The 14,864-nt window shown below is 60.9% G+C and carries 13 protein-coding genes and 2 tRNA genes; 9 read left to right on the top strand and 6 right to left on the bottom strand.

The annotated features are described in order from the left end of the window. Window positions 1–9 precede the first annotated feature (9 nt). Complete coding sequence (locus tag AB5Y71_RS04855) at window positions 10–1,140, bottom strand: NapC/NirT family cytochrome c (RefSeq protein ID WP_330125154.1); 1,131 nt, start codon at window positions 1,138–1,140, stop codon at window positions 10–12. 276 nt (window positions 1,141–1,416) lie between these two features. Here AB5Y71_RS04855 and AB5Y71_RS04850 point away from each other — a divergent pair, with 276 nt between their 5' ends. The 3 genes from AB5Y71_RS04850 (at window position 1,417) to AB5Y71_RS04840 (ending at window position 5,978) form a co-directional block, all read left to right on the top strand. Continuing rightward, complete coding sequence (locus AB5Y71_RS04850) at window positions 1,417–3,384, top strand: ATP-binding protein (RefSeq protein WP_368171115.1); 1,968 nt, start codon at window positions 1,417–1,419, stop codon at window positions 3,382–3,384. Between the two features lie 55 nt (window positions 3,385–3,439). Beyond that, the gene (locus tag AB5Y71_RS04845) at window positions 3,440–3,937 is read left to right on the top strand and encodes a response regulator (RefSeq protein WP_005341867.1); all 498 of its coding nucleotides are present in this window, start codon (window positions 3,440–3,442) and stop codon (window positions 3,935–3,937) included. Between the two features lie 67 nt (window positions 3,938–4,004). After that, entirely contained in the window at window positions 4,005–5,978 is a 1,974-nt protein-coding gene (locus AB5Y71_RS04840) for a DNA topoisomerase III (protein ID WP_368171114.1), read from the top strand. Window positions 5,979–6,018: 40 nt separating this feature from the next. On the opposite strand, the gene AB5Y71_RS04835 is transcribed toward AB5Y71_RS04840, so the two are convergent. Continuing rightward, on the bottom strand, window positions 6,019–6,459 hold the full coding sequence (locus AB5Y71_RS04835) for a DUF417 family protein (protein ID WP_005341854.1): 441 nt from the start codon (window positions 6,457–6,459) through the stop codon (window positions 6,019–6,021). Window positions 6,460–6,472: 13 nt separating this feature from the next. Beyond that, window positions 6,473–7,006 carry a carboxymuconolactone decarboxylase family protein gene (locus tag AB5Y71_RS04830; RefSeq protein WP_368171113.1) on the bottom strand — a complete coding sequence of 178 codons (534 nt, stop codon included), beginning with the start codon at window positions 7,004–7,006 and terminating at the stop codon, window positions 6,473–6,475. A gap of 101 nt (window positions 7,007–7,107) precedes the next feature. Here AB5Y71_RS04830 and AB5Y71_RS04825 point away from each other — a divergent pair, with 101 nt between their 5' ends. Next, a complete protein-coding gene (locus AB5Y71_RS04825) occupies window positions 7,108–7,938 on the top strand; it encodes an AraC family transcriptional regulator (RefSeq protein WP_103250729.1) in 831 nt (276 codons plus the stop codon). 42 nt (window positions 7,939–7,980) lie between these two features. Here the strand turns inward: AB5Y71_RS04825 and AB5Y71_RS04820 are convergent, their stop codons facing one another. Together AB5Y71_RS04820 and AB5Y71_RS04815 are read right to left on the bottom strand one after the other, a co-directional pair. Beyond that, complete coding sequence (locus tag AB5Y71_RS04820; RefSeq protein WP_058058992.1) at window positions 7,981–9,336, bottom strand: TrkH family potassium uptake protein; 1,356 nt, start codon at window positions 9,334–9,336, stop codon at window positions 7,981–7,983. Beyond that, window positions 9,333–9,986 (bottom strand): TrkA family potassium uptake protein, encoded by a 654-nt coding sequence (locus AB5Y71_RS04815; RefSeq protein ID WP_005339863.1) that lies wholly within the window; start codon window positions 9,984–9,986, stop codon window positions 9,333–9,335. The genes AB5Y71_RS04820 and AB5Y71_RS04815 overlap by 4 nt, the downstream gene beginning before the upstream one ends. A gap of 127 nt (window positions 9,987–10,113) precedes the next feature. On the opposite strand from AB5Y71_RS04815, the gene murB reads away from it, so the two are divergent. Then, a complete protein-coding gene (gene murB / locus AB5Y71_RS04810) occupies window positions 10,114–11,151 on the top strand; it encodes a UDP-N-acetylmuramate dehydrogenase (protein WP_368171112.1) in 1,038 nt (345 codons plus the stop codon). Further along, the gene (gene birA / locus AB5Y71_RS04805; protein ID WP_021231448.1) at window positions 11,148–12,113 is read left to right on the top strand and encodes a bifunctional biotin--[acetyl-CoA-carboxylase] ligase/biotin operon repressor BirA; all 966 of its coding nucleotides are present in this window, start codon (window positions 11,148–11,150) and stop codon (window positions 12,111–12,113) included. Before murB ends, birA begins: the two co-directional genes overlap by 4 nt. Before the next feature lie 80 nt (window positions 12,114–12,193). Here birA and coaA read toward each other — a convergent pair whose 3' ends face one another. Then, window positions 12,194–13,132: a type I pantothenate kinase gene (gene coaA, locus AB5Y71_RS04800; RefSeq protein ID WP_005356367.1), complete on the bottom strand. Its 939-nt coding sequence runs from the start codon at window positions 13,130–13,132 to the stop codon at window positions 12,194–12,196. A 263-nt stretch (window positions 13,133–13,395) separates the two neighbouring features. Here coaA and AB5Y71_RS04795 point away from each other — a divergent pair. From AB5Y71_RS04795 to tuf, 3 genes are all read left to right on the top strand, one after another. Then, window positions 13,396–13,480: transfer RNA gene (locus AB5Y71_RS04795), tRNA-Tyr, on the top strand. A gap of 38 nt (window positions 13,481–13,518) precedes the next feature. Further along, window positions 13,519–13,593, top strand: a tRNA-Gly gene (locus tag AB5Y71_RS04790). Window positions 13,594–13,761: 168 nt separating this feature from the next. Beyond that, window positions 13,762–14,864: elongation factor Tu (tuf, locus tag AB5Y71_RS04785; RefSeq protein WP_368171110.1), on the top strand; the 1,103-nt coding region annotated here is incomplete at its 3' end.

The following is a 14,864-nucleotide window of genomic DNA, read 5'->3' as shown; positions in this document are numbered from 1 at the left end:
GTGCCAGCCTTAGTGGGCCGCGCTCATGTCACTGGCGTGTTTCTGGACATACTGGGTCAACATGCGAGCCTGTTCCGGGGTCAGGGAGGTACGAGATTCCATCCCCTTGATGACGCCGATCCACTGGTTGGCATTGAAGTGATCCAGCGCGGTGAGGCCGTGGCAGCCGGTACAGTTGTTGGACATCAGGGTGGAGGCGTATTGCCACAGCTTGCCCTGATCGCCGATGAGCTGGCTTTGGTCGACCCAGGCGGTCAGCTTGACCTGATGCCAGGTGAGGTTGGTGGCGCTGTCGGTTTCGCTCTGGCCGGTGACCAGTGCTTTCTTGGCGGCATCGCCGACCAGTACGCTGAGGATCCGTTTGCCCGGTGCGGCGTAGAACACTTCGCTCACGCCATCCTGTTGCCAGCCTTCGATCTGCACCTTGGCGCGGCCGTTTTCGTTGGCCAGCACTTCCACCTTGGTGGAGGGCATCAGGGTGCCTTCGTCGGTCTTGGCGGCAGCATCGAGGAACAGCGGGGTGGTAGCGATGGCGTAACGGGTGGTGACGTTGGCCGGGGTCTGGGCCGCAGCCTGCGCCAGCTCGCTGGCACCGGCGGCAGCCAGGCCGCTCATGTCAGGCATGATGTGGGCGACACCACGGTGGCAGTCGATACAGGTCTGGCCTTCCTTGATGGCGACCGGGTGCTCGGCACGGGCATTGGGGCGCTGGGCCAGAATGTCCATCGCCTCGTAGCTGTGGCAGCTGCGGCAGGTGGCGGAGTCGTTGGCTTTCAGCTCGTCCCAGACGGACTGGGCCATCCGCAGCTTGTGGGCTTCATACTTTTCCGGGGTATCCAGTGTGCCGATCGCCTCGTGATAGATATCCTTCACGGCGCGGATCTTGGTCCACAGGTAGGAGGTGGGGTCGCCCGGGATGTGGCAGTCGGCGCACTCGGCGCGGATCCCCTTGGTGTTCTGGAAGTGGACACTGCCCTGATACTCGGCGAGCGGAGTCTGCATGGAGTGGCAGGAGACGCAGAATTCGGTGGAGCTGGTCTTGTGCAGCACGGTCACGGTGACACCCAGTGCCGCGATACCCAGCAGGGCCCCGAGCAGCAGGAGCCAGAACCAGGTTTTTCTTATCAGTTTTCCAATCATGGCGGCGTTTTCCTACGGTCAATAATTACCTACATAGTACTAGTCCAATAGTAGTAGTAATGACAGGGATAAGGCGTTGACCTCCATCATGGTTTATATTTTTGATTGTTGTCACATTTTGTCTTTTGTTTTGTTATTGATTTAATTATCGAATTAAATTCAGTTGTTTTCTGTTTTATCTATTTGTGCACTTTCCGCGACAGCTGTTAGCCCCCTCGCAAAACCCCACAAGATTCGCTGATATAGTGAGCAGTGAGCCTCAACGGAGTGTCGCTGATGAGCCCTTTCTCACTGCTGTGTGTCGCCGCCAACGTGCAACTGCTGGCCGAATTCGAACAGGAGTTGGCTCCGCTGCTCGGCCATTTCGCGTTGGTGGTGGTGGTCGGTCAGGGGTCGGCGGAGCTGGCCTTGGACGAGCTGGATCGCAAGGGGCAGCCACCCGCCGTGGTGGTGTGTGACAGCGAGCTGGGGGATGGGCGAGGGGCCGATTTTCTGATCCGCCTCGGCAGTCGTCACGAGGCGTGCCGCAAGATCCTGCTGGGCAGCCAGCCGGAGATGAAATCGATCATCGAGGCGGTCAACCTCGGTCGTCTCGACTACTACCTGCAACGCCCCTGGCGCGATGGCAGCCTGCGCCGGGCGGTGATCGAGCAGGCGAGCCACTTTGTATTGCAGCGTCCCGAGGCGGATCTGCTGAGCTATGCCGCCGTGCTCGACAACCAGAAGCTGCTGCGAGCCCATGTCGATCGCCAGTTGGCAGCCTATCGGCAGGGCTTTATGGATTACACCCACTGCAGCGATGAAGAACTCTCCCGGGTGGTGATCGACGGCCTCTACCAGTTTTTCGAGGGCAATGACGAGGAGCGGGTCTGCCGCCACTACAGTCCGGGCCATGTGCTGACCCGCGAGGGGGAGCCCAACAGCTTCCTCTGGTTTATCGCCAAGGGGGAGGTGGTGCTGCGCAAGCGGGACGAGCAGGGGATCGATCAGGAGGTGGTGCACTATCGTACCGGCTCGCTGGTGGGGGGCATGTCCTTCGTCACCGGCGAACCCGCCTTCACCACCGGCGTGACTCTGACCGGTGCCGAGGTGATCAAGCTCGACAAGCTGCAATTCTCCCGGGTGATGCAGGCGCGCAGCGAACTGCTCCCCTCCTTTACCAACCTGCTGCTGCGCCACTTCAACCGCCGCCTGCAAAACAGCATCCGTACCGAGATGCGGCTGCAACAGACCCTCAACTCCCTCGACGCCGCTCACGCCCAGCTGGTGGAGAGCGGAAAAATGGCGATGCTGGGTCAGCTGGTGGCCGGCGTCGCCCACGAGCTGAACAACCCGGTGGCGGCCATTATTCGTGGCAGCGAGACCCTGCGGGCCGCCATCCCCGAACTGGTCAATCTCGAGCTGCCCGCCTCCATCAAGGGGCTGGGCAACCAGACCCTCTGTCAGGCGCTCTCCTCCCAGCCGGTCTCGACCAGCGAGATCCGTGACAAGACCCGGCAGGCTGAGGGGCGCTTTGGTGATCGCCAGCAGGCGCGGCTGGCGGTGCAGATGAATCTGGATGACGAGCTGCACTGGCAGCGCTGGTTTGCCAGCCGCACTGCCGACGAGCGGGAGGCGCTGCTCGCCCGGCTGGAGCTGTTCCAGCAGACCGGCAGTTTCCTGCGCAATATCGAAGTGTGTGCCCGTCGCATCGGCGATCTGGTCAAGAGCCTCAAGCAGTATGCCCGGCAGGACAGGGACGAGCCCTCGCTGGTGGACCTGCACGAGGGGCTGGAAGATACCCTGATGATTTTCGAAAACCGCCTCAAGCATCATGAGCTCTGCAAGGAGTACCAGCCGTTGCCGCTGGTACGTTGTCACTCCATCGCCCTGCAACAGGTGTGGACCAACCTGATCGCCAACAGTCTGGATGCCATGAGCGGCCCGGGGCGACTCACCATTCGCACCGGGTTGCTGGATCCCGAGTGGGTCATGGTAGAGATCGAGGATAGCGGTTGCGGCATCGAGCCCGAGCTGTGGCAGCGGATCTTCGATCTCAACTTCACCACCAAGCGGGAGGGACATTTCGGCCTCGGGATTGGTCTGAGTGTCTCACTGCAGATAGTTCAGCAGCACCACGGCCGGATCGAGGTGGCCTCCGAGCCGGGCCGTTACACCCGGATGCGGGTCTGTCTGCCGTTGGACGGCATGGGGCAGGCCGGTTACGGGGGCGAACCTCATCACAACAAGGAGCATGCGGCCTGAGCCGTCGCCAGCATCAATCGCGCGGCGTGCCAAACCATGTCGCCAAGGAGGAGCAATGAACAAACACTATCTGATCCTGTGTGTGGACGATGAGCGGGAGGTGCTGGATGCGGTGATCCATGACCTCGCCCCGTTCCGTTCCCACTTCGAACTGGAAGCCGCCGAGAGCGTCGATGAGGCGCGTGCGGTGGTGGAGGAGTGGGAGCGCGACGGCAACAAGCTGGCGCTGATCCTTTGTGACCACATCATGCCGGGAACCCTGGGGGTCGATTTTCTGGTAGAGCTGAACCGGCGAGCCTCCACCCGTGCCAGCCGCAAATTGCTGCTGACCGGACAAGCGGGGCTGGAGGCCACCGTCGAAGCGGTCAATCGCGGCGGGTTGCACTACTACCTCGCCAAGCCGTGGAAGCTGGAGACCCTGCAAGAGGCGGTGCGCGAACAGCTGACCGACTACCTGCTGGCGGAAGATGGCGAAAATGCCTTCCACTATGCGCCGCTGCTCAATCAGGCGCGGCTGTTTGCCGCCATCCACGATCACCCGTTCGACGAGTAGGGGCAGTTGGGCTTTCGCGGTGGCAGTTGTATACTGTCTGTATATACAGTATTGCAGGTAGCCACCGATGCGACTCTTTATCGCCGAGAAGCCCACGCTGGGCCGCGCCATTGCCGATGCCCTGCCCAAGCCCCACAAGAAGGGCGACGGTTTTATCGAAACAGCCCAGGGGGATGTGGTCACCTGGTGCATCGGCCATCTGCTGGAGCAGGCCGAGCCCGATGCCTATGACGCCGCCTTCAAGCAGTGGCGGATGGAGCATCTCCCCATCATCCCCGCCCAGTGGCAGCTGGTGGCCAAGCCCAAGACCAAAACCCAGCTCACCGTCATCAAGCGGCTGATCAAGCAGGCCGACTGCGTGGTCAACGCCGGTGACCCGGACCGGGAAGGACAACTGCTGGTGGACGAGGTGATCGACTTTCTCGGCTACCCGAAAACCAAGCCGGTGCAGCGCTGCCTCATCAGCGATCTCAACCCGCCCGCAGTGCGCCGTGCCCTCGAGAAGCTGAGGGACAACAAGGAGTTCGTGCCGCTGGCGGTCTCCGCACTGGCCCGCAGTCGGGCCGACTGGCTCTACGGCATCAACATGACCCGCGCCTACACCTTGCTCGGGCGCAAGGCCGGTTGCAGCGAGCTGCTCTCGGTCGGTCGGGTGCAGACCCCGCTGCTGGGGCTGGTGGTGCGGCGGGATCTCGAGATCGAGGCCTTCGTCCCCAAACCCTTCTACGAGGTGCTGGCCCATCTGCTGACCGATAGCAACGAGCGCTTCACTGCCAAGTGGCTGCCATCGGAAGCCTGCCTGCCGTGGCAGGACGAGGAGGGGCGGGTGCTCAACCGGGCGCTGGCCGACAAGGTGGTGAGCCGGATCAACGGCCAACCGGCACAGGTTGAATCGGTGGAGGAGCAGGCCCGCAAGCAGGCGGCGCCGCTGCCCTACAACCTCTCCAGCCTGCAGATCGATGCCGCCAAGCGCTTCGGCATGGATGCCAAGCGGGTGCTCGATATCTGCCAGAGCCTCTACGAACGCCACAAGCTCATCACCTATCCGCGCTCCGATAGCCGCTATCTGCCGACCGACCACTTCAAGCGGGCCGAGCCGGTGCGCAGCGCCATCGCCGCCACAGCGCCCGCGCTGGCCAAGGCAGTTGCCGAGGCGGACGGCAAGATCCGTAGCAAGGCGTGGAACGACAGCAAGGTGGATGCCCACCACGCCATCATACCCACCGAGAAGCAGGGCAACCCCGCCACGTTGGGGGCCGACGAGGCGAAGCTTTATGGCCTGATTGCCCGCCAGTACCTGCTGCAGTTCTATCCCCCGTTCGAATACAACGACAGCAAGGTGCTGCTGCGCATCGCCGGTGGTCTGTTTCAGGCCAAGGCGCGGCGCATTCTCAAGGCGGGCTGGAAGGCGCTGCTCGGGGTGGAGGAGGATGACGACGAAGAGAAGGCGGGCACCCTGCCTGCCCTGAAAGAGGGGGAGCAGCTGCTCTGCGAGCGGGGCGAGCTGCTGGAGAAGATGACCCAGCCGCCCAAGTCATTTACCGATGCCACCCTGCTGGCAGCCATGACCGGCATCGCCCGTTATGTGCAGGATCCCGAGATCCGCAAGACCCTGCGCGACACCGATGGCCTCGGCACAGAAGCGACCCGAGCAGGCATTATCGACCTGTTGTTCAAGCGCCGCTTTCTGGTGCGTCAGGGCAAGAGCATCAAGGCGACCCCGACCGGGCGGGCGCTGGTTCAGGCGTTGCCAGCCACCGCTACCACGCCGGATATGACTGCGCTGTGGGAGCAGAGCCTTGGCCAGATCGCCGAGCGCCACGGCAGCTACCAGCAGTTTATGGGGCCGCTCACCGAGCAGCTTAACGGCCTTATTGAAGGGGCGCGGCAGGACTCCGGCGCCAGCTTCAGCGCCCTGCCCAAGGAGGCGGCGGGTGCCGGCAAGCGGCGTTTTACCAGGCGCAAGAGTCCGGCGGCCAGCACGACTGGCGGGCCCCGACCGCGCAAGACGGCCAGCAAGCGCCAGACCAGGGTGGCATAACGAAAAAAGGCGCCCATCCCGGGCGCCAAAGGCATTGTTGTCAGGCTGCCTGAGTGGACAAGCTGGCACGGATCCTGTGTTGGTAGTGCAGAACCACACCGAGAAACACCAGATCCTTGAACAGGAAGAACTCGGTGACTGGCACGCCATCAACCACTTTCCAGACACCTGTCAGGGTCAGCAGGAAGCTCAGCGTCGCCAGGAAGGTGACGATAGCCCCCATGCTGCACCAGTAACCGATGCGAGGTTGCCACAGACCCACGACCAGCCCGATGGCGATCACTATCTCGACCACCCCGATCAGGTTCGATACGCTCTGTTCCGACAGGGGGCCATAGAGCCAGCTCATCAAGGGGTGGCTGGCTACCAGTGGTTTGATGGCGGCTGCCTCTGTCGGGGTAAACTTGAAGACGCCGATCCAGAGCAGGGTCAATACCACGCCCGCCAGGGCGACCAGAAAGCCTTTGTCATGTTGCTGCATGGGGGCTCCTTGTTTAAGGGGTCAGAGTGACGGGCGGGAAGTCGATCTCGGTCGCCGCCAGGTGGTTGCCATAGTTGGTCAGGGTATTGACCACCACCTGGCCGAGCACCTCCAGCAGCAGCTCGTCATCTACGCCTGCGGCACGGGCGCTAGCAAGCTGCTCGTCACTGATCACCCCGCGCTGGTTGACCAGCGCCGTTGCCAGTTGCAGCAGGGCGTGATCAAGGGGAGCCGAGGCTTGGCCGAGCCGGGCAGCCTGGATCTCCTGGGCCGAGAATCCGGCCTTGCCCGCCAGTAGTGTGTGGGCAGACAAACAGTATTGGCAGGCGTTGGCTTGACCTATGGCCAGTGCCAGCAACTCCCGTTGTGGGGCAGTGAGGCGCCCCTTGCCAAGCGCCTCGGCAAAGGCCAGGAAGCCATTGAGCAGGGCTGGCGAGTGGGCCAGGGTGGCGTAGAGGTTGGGCACCATACCCAGATTGCGGTGAAGGGTGGTCAGGGTCTGGGCGGCTTCGGGTTGCGGCTGGGATATTGGTTGGATACGGCTCATGATCTTCTCCTGTGGTAGTGAGGGTACGGGAGACAGTGTGCCGTCATTCGTGATACGGTTTATCACTCATCGTCTGCAAATAAATACTATTCGTCTCAAATATGGATCCGCTCTCTGCCCTGTTGGTTCATGCCTCCCCCGAAGCCAAGATCTTCTTCGCCGGCAACCTGTGCCAGAACTCCTCCAGTGATGATTACCCGAGTGGCGGACATCTTCATCTGCTGCGCAGTGGCGCCGTCATGTTGCGTGAAGAGGGGGGCGCCAGCTTGCTGCTCGAGGAGCCGACCCTGATCCTGTTCCCTCGGGGACGTCCTCACAAGCTTGAACCCAGAACGTTGGGGGGTTGCGATCTGGTGTGTGCCAATGTCGCATTCGGCAAGGGGGGAGCATCGCCGTTACAACTGGCATTACCGGGCTCGCTGGTGCTGCCGCTACGTGAGTTGCCTGCCCTGACGCCGGTGCTGAGTCAGCTGTTTGACGAGGCGTTTCACCCCCGCTACGGGCAGGATCCGCTGATCTCCCGCTTGCTGGAGGTACTGTTGATCCTGCTGCTGCGTCATCTGGTCGAGCAAGGAGTGTGTCAGCAGGGGATGCTGGCAGGTATTTCCGATCCCCAGTTGGCCAAGGCGATCTCGGTAATGCATCAGCGTGGGGATGAACCCTGGACGGTGGCCACGCTGGCGCGGGAGGCCGGTATGTCGCGGGCCCGCTTTGCCGCGAGGTTTCAGGAGCGGGTTGGTCAAGCGCCGCTGGGTTATCTGACCCACTGGCGCATGGCGCGAGCCTGCCAGCAACTACTGGCGGGGGAGCCTATGGTGCAGGTGGCGCTGGGGGCGGGGTACAGCAGCAGTGTTGCCTTTGGTCGGGCATTCGAGCGGGAGCTGGGGGTGAGCCCGGGGCGCTGGCTCAAGGCGCAGCAACAAGCCGAATAAAAAAAACGGGGCAGCCAGTGGCGGCCCCGTTTTCATAACCGGTCAGCCGGTATAGACGTTCTCTTCCGGATAACGGATGCGGGTCTCGACCGGGCGGGCCAGCATAAAGGCCAGGGTCAGCGGGCCGAGACGGCCGCAGATCATCACCAGCACCAGGATGAGCTTGCCCGGCTCGCTCAGGGAGGCGGTGATGCCGGTGGAGAGGCCGACGGTGGCAAATGCCGAAATGGTCTCGAACATGATTTTGTCGAACGGCAGATCCTCGGTCACCATCAGCAGGAACATCGCCAGCATCAGCACCATGGTGCTGACGATGATGATGGCCAGCGAACGGGTCACGATCTGGGGCGACAGGGTGCGGCCAAAAGCGGTGACATGGGGCCGTTTGGTCAGAAACGCCTTGGTTGCCAGCAGCACTACGGCGAAGGTGGTGACCTTGATACCGCCACCGGTCGAGGTGGCACCGGCACCGATAAACATCAACATCATCAGGAACAGCAGCGCCGCCGGGGTCATCAGCCCGATATCTATGGTATTGAAACCGGCGGTACGGGCACTGGCAGACTGGAAGAAGGCCGCCAGCAGCTGGCCACCGATACCTGCCTTGCCGAGGGTGCCCGGGTTGTTGTGTTCCAGCAGCCAGAACATCAGGGTACCGGCCAGCAGCAGGGCCGGGGTCATCAGCAGCATCAGCTTGCTGTGCAGCTTCAGCTTGCGCCAGCGGCGGTTGCGCACCAGATCGACGATGACGGTAAAGCCGATCCCCCCCAGGATCAGTAGGCCGGCGATGGTCAGGCTGATGATGGGGTCGTCCCTATAGTCCATGAGATTGTTGGCAAACAGCGAAAACCCGGCGTTGTTGAAGGCCGAGACCGCGTGGAAGAAGCTGACATAGAGGCCGTGCACCCAACCCATCTCGGGCACCCAGCGGATCGCCATGATGCCGGTACCGATCAATTGGGCGATAAAGGCGAACAGCACGATCCGTTTGACCAGCTGAATGATGTTGACCGAGCCCTCCTGTCCCAGCGCCTCCTTGGCCAGTACCTGTTGGCGCAGACCGACCCGCTTGCTGAAGATTGCGATCAGCAGCAGGGTCATGGTCATCTGGCCCAGACCGCCGATCTCCATCAGCATCAGCAGGAAAATCTGACCCTGCAGGGTGAAGGCGGTGCCGGTATCCACCACGCCAAGACCTGTCACGCTGATGGCCGAGGTGGCGGTAAACAGGGCGTTGACGACGGTAACCTCGCCATTGTGGCTGGAGGGTTGCACCAGAAAGATGGTGCCAATCAGCAGAATGATCAGAAAGCTGCCGAGGATCAGCCGGGCTTCGCTCCAGCGAGAGTCCTGCTCCCGATGGAGGGCGAAGGCGTAGCTGCTGCGCCAGTTGATCATAGGGTTTCGAGCCAGTGGTCGATGGCGTGCTTGTTGCCCGCCAGGATCAGGATGTCGCCCAGTTGCAGCTCCATTTTGCCGGTTAGTACGTTGTGCAGCACATCACCACGCTTGATGGCGAGCAGCTGGAAATCGCTCTGTTGCAGCAGGTGGAAGTCGCCCAGTTCCCGGCCGTTCTGTTGCAGGCCAATCACGAACTCGGTCAGCACCATGTCGTGACCCAGCTCCAGATAGTCGAACAGCCGGTTGTCCAGCATGCTCTGGGCGACCCGGCGGCCCATGTCCCACTCCGGGTTGATCACCTTGTCGGCGCCCACTTTCTGCAGGATCTTGGCGTGGAACTTGTCGCGCGCCTTGACCCACACCTTCTTCACGCCCGCCTCTTTCAAGACTAGGGTGGTGAGGATGCTGGTCTCCAGGTTGTCACCGATGGCAACGAAGACGATATCGAAATTGGCCAGTCCCAGCTCGGCCACGGTGGCCTCATCGGTGGCGTCGGCCACGATAACGTGATTGCAGAGGGCGGCGATTTGCCGGGTCTTGCTCTCGTCGATATCGATGGCCAGTACTTCGGCATCTTGCCGTTGCAGCTCTTCGCACAGCGCGCTGCCAAACAGGCCCAGGCCGATGACGGCAAACTGGTTGTTCATGAGTTATTCCTCAGCAGTTGAAGTCGCCTACTCTAAACCACTGCTATTCCCCCGAAAAGGGCTCGGGTTTTTCGTCATGGGGCAACTTGAGGTAGACTGCGCCCTTGCACCAAGCCGGGATAGACCGATGAAACTGAATGCCAACGCCTCCTTGTTGAAGCTCAACACCCTTGCCCTCGATGCGTATTGCCTCTGGCTGGCCGAGGTGGAGCAGGTTGCCGATCTGGCGACCCTGCGTGCCGATCCACAGCTCAACCAGTTGCCACGCCTCAATCTGGGCGGCGGCAGCAACATGCTCTTCACCACCGATTTTCTCGGTCTGGTGGTGCTCAACCGGCTCAAGGGGATTACCGCTGAAGATGGCGGTGATCACTGGTTGCTCCATGTGGCGGCCGGTGAAGATTGGCATCAGCTGGTGCGTCATACCTTGCAACAGGGCTGGTTCGGGCTGGAGAATCTGGCGCTGATCCCCGGTACGGTCGGTGCGGCGCCGGTGCAGAACATCGGTGCGTATGGCGTTGAGCTGGCTGACTTCTGCGCCTATGTCGAGGCGTTCAACTGGCAGAGCGGCGAGATTGAGCTGATCGCGGCGGCAGAGTGCCGCTTCGGTTATCGCGACAGCATCTTCAAACACGAGTATCAGGATTCCCACCTGATCACCGCCGTCGGGCTCAAACTGCTCAAGGCGTGGCAACCGGTGCTGGGCTATGGCCCGCTGGCAGCCCTCGGTGACGCGCCTTCGGCGCAGGCCATCTTCGATACCGTCTGTGCCACCCGCATGGCCAAGCTGCCGGATCCCGCCGTGCTCGGCAATGCCGGCAGCTTCTTCAAAAATCCGGTGGTGCCTGCCGCGCTGGCGGAGAATCTCAAGGCGCGCTACCCGCAGATGCCCTGCTATCCGGCCGGAGAAGGGCAGGCCAAGCTGGCGGCAGGCTGGCTCATCGATCAGTGCGGGCTGAAAGGTTTCGCCATCGGCCGCGCCGCCGTTCATCAGGAGCAGGCGCTGGTGCTGGTCAATCTGGGGGGGGCCAGTGCCATGGAGCTGATCGCGCTGGCGGCTCATGTCCGCGATAGCGTGGAGCAGACGTTTGGCGTGGTGCTGGAGCATGAGGTGCGCTTTATGGGTGCGCACGGTGAAACCTGGCTCGACGAGGTGCTCTCATGACGTTGACTCCCATCAGGCAGACTCTGATCACCCTGCTTAGCGACGGCCAGTTTCACTCCGGCGAACAGCTGGGTGAGCAGCTCGGCATCAGCCGGGCGGCAGTGAGCAAACACATGGCGGCGCTCAAGGAGCTGGGGCTGGATCTCTTTAGCCTGACCGGCAAGGGCTACCGGCTGGCGGTGCCGATGGCGCTCTATGATCAGGCCACCTTGCAGGCACTGGCCCCGATGGCGCCGGTGCACTGTTTTCCGGTCATCGGCTCGACCAACCAACACCTGCTGGATCGGGTCAATGAGCTGCGCTCTGGCGAGAGCTGTCTAGCCGAGTGTCAGACCGCCGGGCGCGGTCGTCGTGGCAAACCCTGGATTTCGCCGTTTGGTTGCCAGCTGATCCTCAGCATGTACTGGCGACTCGAACAAGGCATGGCGGCGGCCATGGGGCTGAGTCTGGCGGTCGGCGTGGCAGTGGTTGAAGCGCTGGAGTCCCTTGGTTATCAGGGGGTCGAGCTCAAGTGGCCGAACGACCTCTACTATCAGGGTCGCAAGCTGGCGGGAATACTGGTGGAGATGAGCGGTAGCGCCGGGGCCAGCTGTCATCTGGTGATCGGCATCGGTCTCAATCTGGCGATGCCGGCCCGTGAAGGGGAGAAGATCGATCAGGCCTGGGCCGAGCTGCGCCACATCAATCCCGAGCTGGTCGATCGCAATCAGTTGGCGGCCCGGATGATTGTCCATCTGCAGCGGGCGCTGCACACCTTTGAGCAGCAGGGGCTGGCAAGCTTTGTCGATGAGTGGAATCGGCTCGATCACTTTGCCGGTCGCCCGGTGCGCCTGCTGATGGGGGATCAGGAGATCCGCGGCATCGCTCGTGGCATCGACGATCGCGGCGCCCTGCGACTGGAGACAGGCGAGGGGATCAAATTCTATCTGGGGGGCGAGCTCTCCCTGCGCCGGGGCGACTGAGGTTCAGCAAGGCCGCTCATGATGCCAAATAGAAGAGGGGGCCTGCGGGCCCCCTCTTCGTTATCCGGCAACCGCCGTCATCATTTTCGCAGCTTGATTTGCTCGATGGCGTGCTCATGGCCCTTGGTCATGATCAGGTTGGCTCGCTCACGCGTTGGCAGGATATTTTCTTGCAAATTCAGATAGTTGATATCTTGCCAGATGTTGCTGGCGATCTGGGTCGCCTCACTCTCCGTCAACTTGGCGTAGTTATGGAAGTAGGAGTCGGGATCCGAGAAAGCACCGCTTCTGAACTTGAGGAACCGTTCGATATACCAGGTACGCAGCAGTTCGGCATCGGCATCCACATAGATGGAGAAGTCGACGAAGTCCGACACGAAGACCCGATGGGGCTCCTGAGGGTAGTCCATGCCGCTTTGCAGCACATTGAGCCCTTCCAGGATCAGAATGTCCGGCTGCTCCACCACCTTTTTCTCATCGGGAATGATGTCGTAGATAAGGTGGGAGTAAACCGGCGCTTCGACCTTCTCGTGACCAGCGCGGATGTTGGCGACAAATTCCACCAGATGGCGGATATCGTAGGATTCCGGGAACCCCTTGCGGCGCATCAGGCCGCGCTCTTCCAGTACCTTGTTGGGGTAGAGGAAGCCGTCGGTGGTGACCAGTTCTACCCGCGGGTGCTCCGGCCAGCGCTCCAGCAGGGCCTGCAGAATACGGGCCGTGGTACTTTTGCCCCCGGCCACACTGCCGGCAATGCTGATGATATAGGTGCCCTTGCCGCGGGACTGGCCGAGGAACTGCTCCAGCACCCGGCTGCGGCGCTGTTTGGCCTTGACATAGAGATTGAGCAGGCGGGAGAGAGGCAGATAGATCTCTTCCACTTCCCGCAATGACACCTTCTCGTTGATCCCGCGCAGGGTCTGCAGATCGTGTTCGGTCAGGGTCAGGGGGACCGAATCGCGCAATAACGCCCATTGTTCGCGGGTGAATTGCAGATAGGGGTTATGCTCTGTCGTCATGGTGTCATCACTGTTTCTTGGGCACGGCGACCATACACCAAGGGTGGGGGAGCGACAAGGGACGCAGCAGGATTGGCTTGTTTGCCCCCGCTTTTTTGCAAACTTCCCAGCAATAAAGCATATTTTGCCGGGTTCAATGGTTGCATCCCCCAAAACCTTACAATAAAATGCGCGACGCTTGACTGTCTGTCGTCTATTTGCCGTGCAAAAGCGATAAACACAACGGGTGCAAGCAGAATTACCGTTGTGACAATCTGGCGTCTGGAGGGGTTCCCGAGCGGCCAAAGGGATCAGACTGTAAATCTGACGGCTCTGCCTTCGAAGGTTCGAATCCTTCTCCCTCCACCATATTTCTCTGCGGTTTGAGTTCTTTGGGTTAGAGAAATGCGGGCATCGTATAATGGCTATTACCTCAGCCTTCCAAGCTGATGATGCGGGTTCGATTCCCGCTGCCCGCTCCAAGATGCTGATATGGCTCAGGCGTTAGCAGAGCCGCACCCTAGGGTGAGTTCGGCAAGCGAACCAGCCATCAGTACCTCTCTCTTTCCCACCAGATTCAAATCCATCATATAAACTGTTCTGTGGTTAGCTTGCCACCGCGTACTCAGCGTTAGTTTAGAGGGACGATCATGTCTAAAGAAAAATTTGAGCGTAATAAACCGCACGTTAACGTGGGTACCATCGGCCACGTTGACCACGGTAAAACCACCCTGACTGCAGCTATCACCAACGTGCTGGCCAAGCACTTCGGTGGTAAAGCTTTCGCCTTCGACCAGATCGACAAGGCACCGGAAGAGCGTGAGCGTGGTATCACCATCAACACCTCCCACGTAGAATACGACACCGCTACCCGTCACTACGCCCACGTAGATTGCCCGGGTCACGCCGACTACGTTAAAAACATGATCACCGGTGCTGCCCAGATGGACGGCGCGATCCTGGTAGTAGCAGCGACTGACGGCCCGATGCCGCAGACTCGTGAGCACATCCTGCTGGGTCGTCAGGTTGGTATCCCGTACATGATCGTGTTCATGAACAAGTGTGACATGGTTGATGACGAAGAGCTGCTCGAACTGGTTGAGATGGAAGTTCGTGAACTGCTGACCGAGTACGACTTCCCGGGTGATGACCTGCCGGTAGTTCGTGGTTCCGCACTGAAAGCGCTGGAAGGCGACGCTCAGTGGGAAGAGAAGATCATCGAGCTGGCTGGCCACCTGGATACCTACATCCCGGAGCCGGAGCGCGCGATTGACCAGCCGTTCCTGATGCCTATCGAAGACGTATTCTCTATCGCTGGCCGTGGTACCGTAGTAACCGGTCGTGTAGAGCGCGGTATCGTTAAAGTAGGTGAGACCGTAGAAATCGTTGGTATCAAAGATACCGTTTCTACCACCTGTACCGGTGTTGAAATGTTCCGCAAGCTGCTGGACGAAGGTCGTGCAGGCGAGAACATCGGCGCGCTGCTGCGTGGTGTTAAGCGTGAAGACGTAGAGCGTGGTCAGGTACTGGCCAAGCCGGGTTCTATCAAGCCGCACACCAAGTTCGAATCTGAAGTGTACGTGCTGTCCAAAGAAGAAGGTGGTCGTCATACCCCGTTCTTCAAAGGCTACCGTCCGCAGTTCTACTTCCGTACTACCGACGTGACCGGTACCATCGAACTGCCGGAAGGCGTAGAGATGGTAATGCCGGGCGACAACATCAAAATGGTTGTTACCCTGATTGCTCCGATCGC

Source organism: Aeromonas sp. R9-2, from assembly GCF_040908025.1.
GTDB lineage: Bacteria > Pseudomonadota > Gammaproteobacteria > Enterobacterales > Aeromonadaceae > Aeromonas > Aeromonas veronii.
This window is presented reverse-complemented; position numbering and strand designations above follow the sequence as displayed.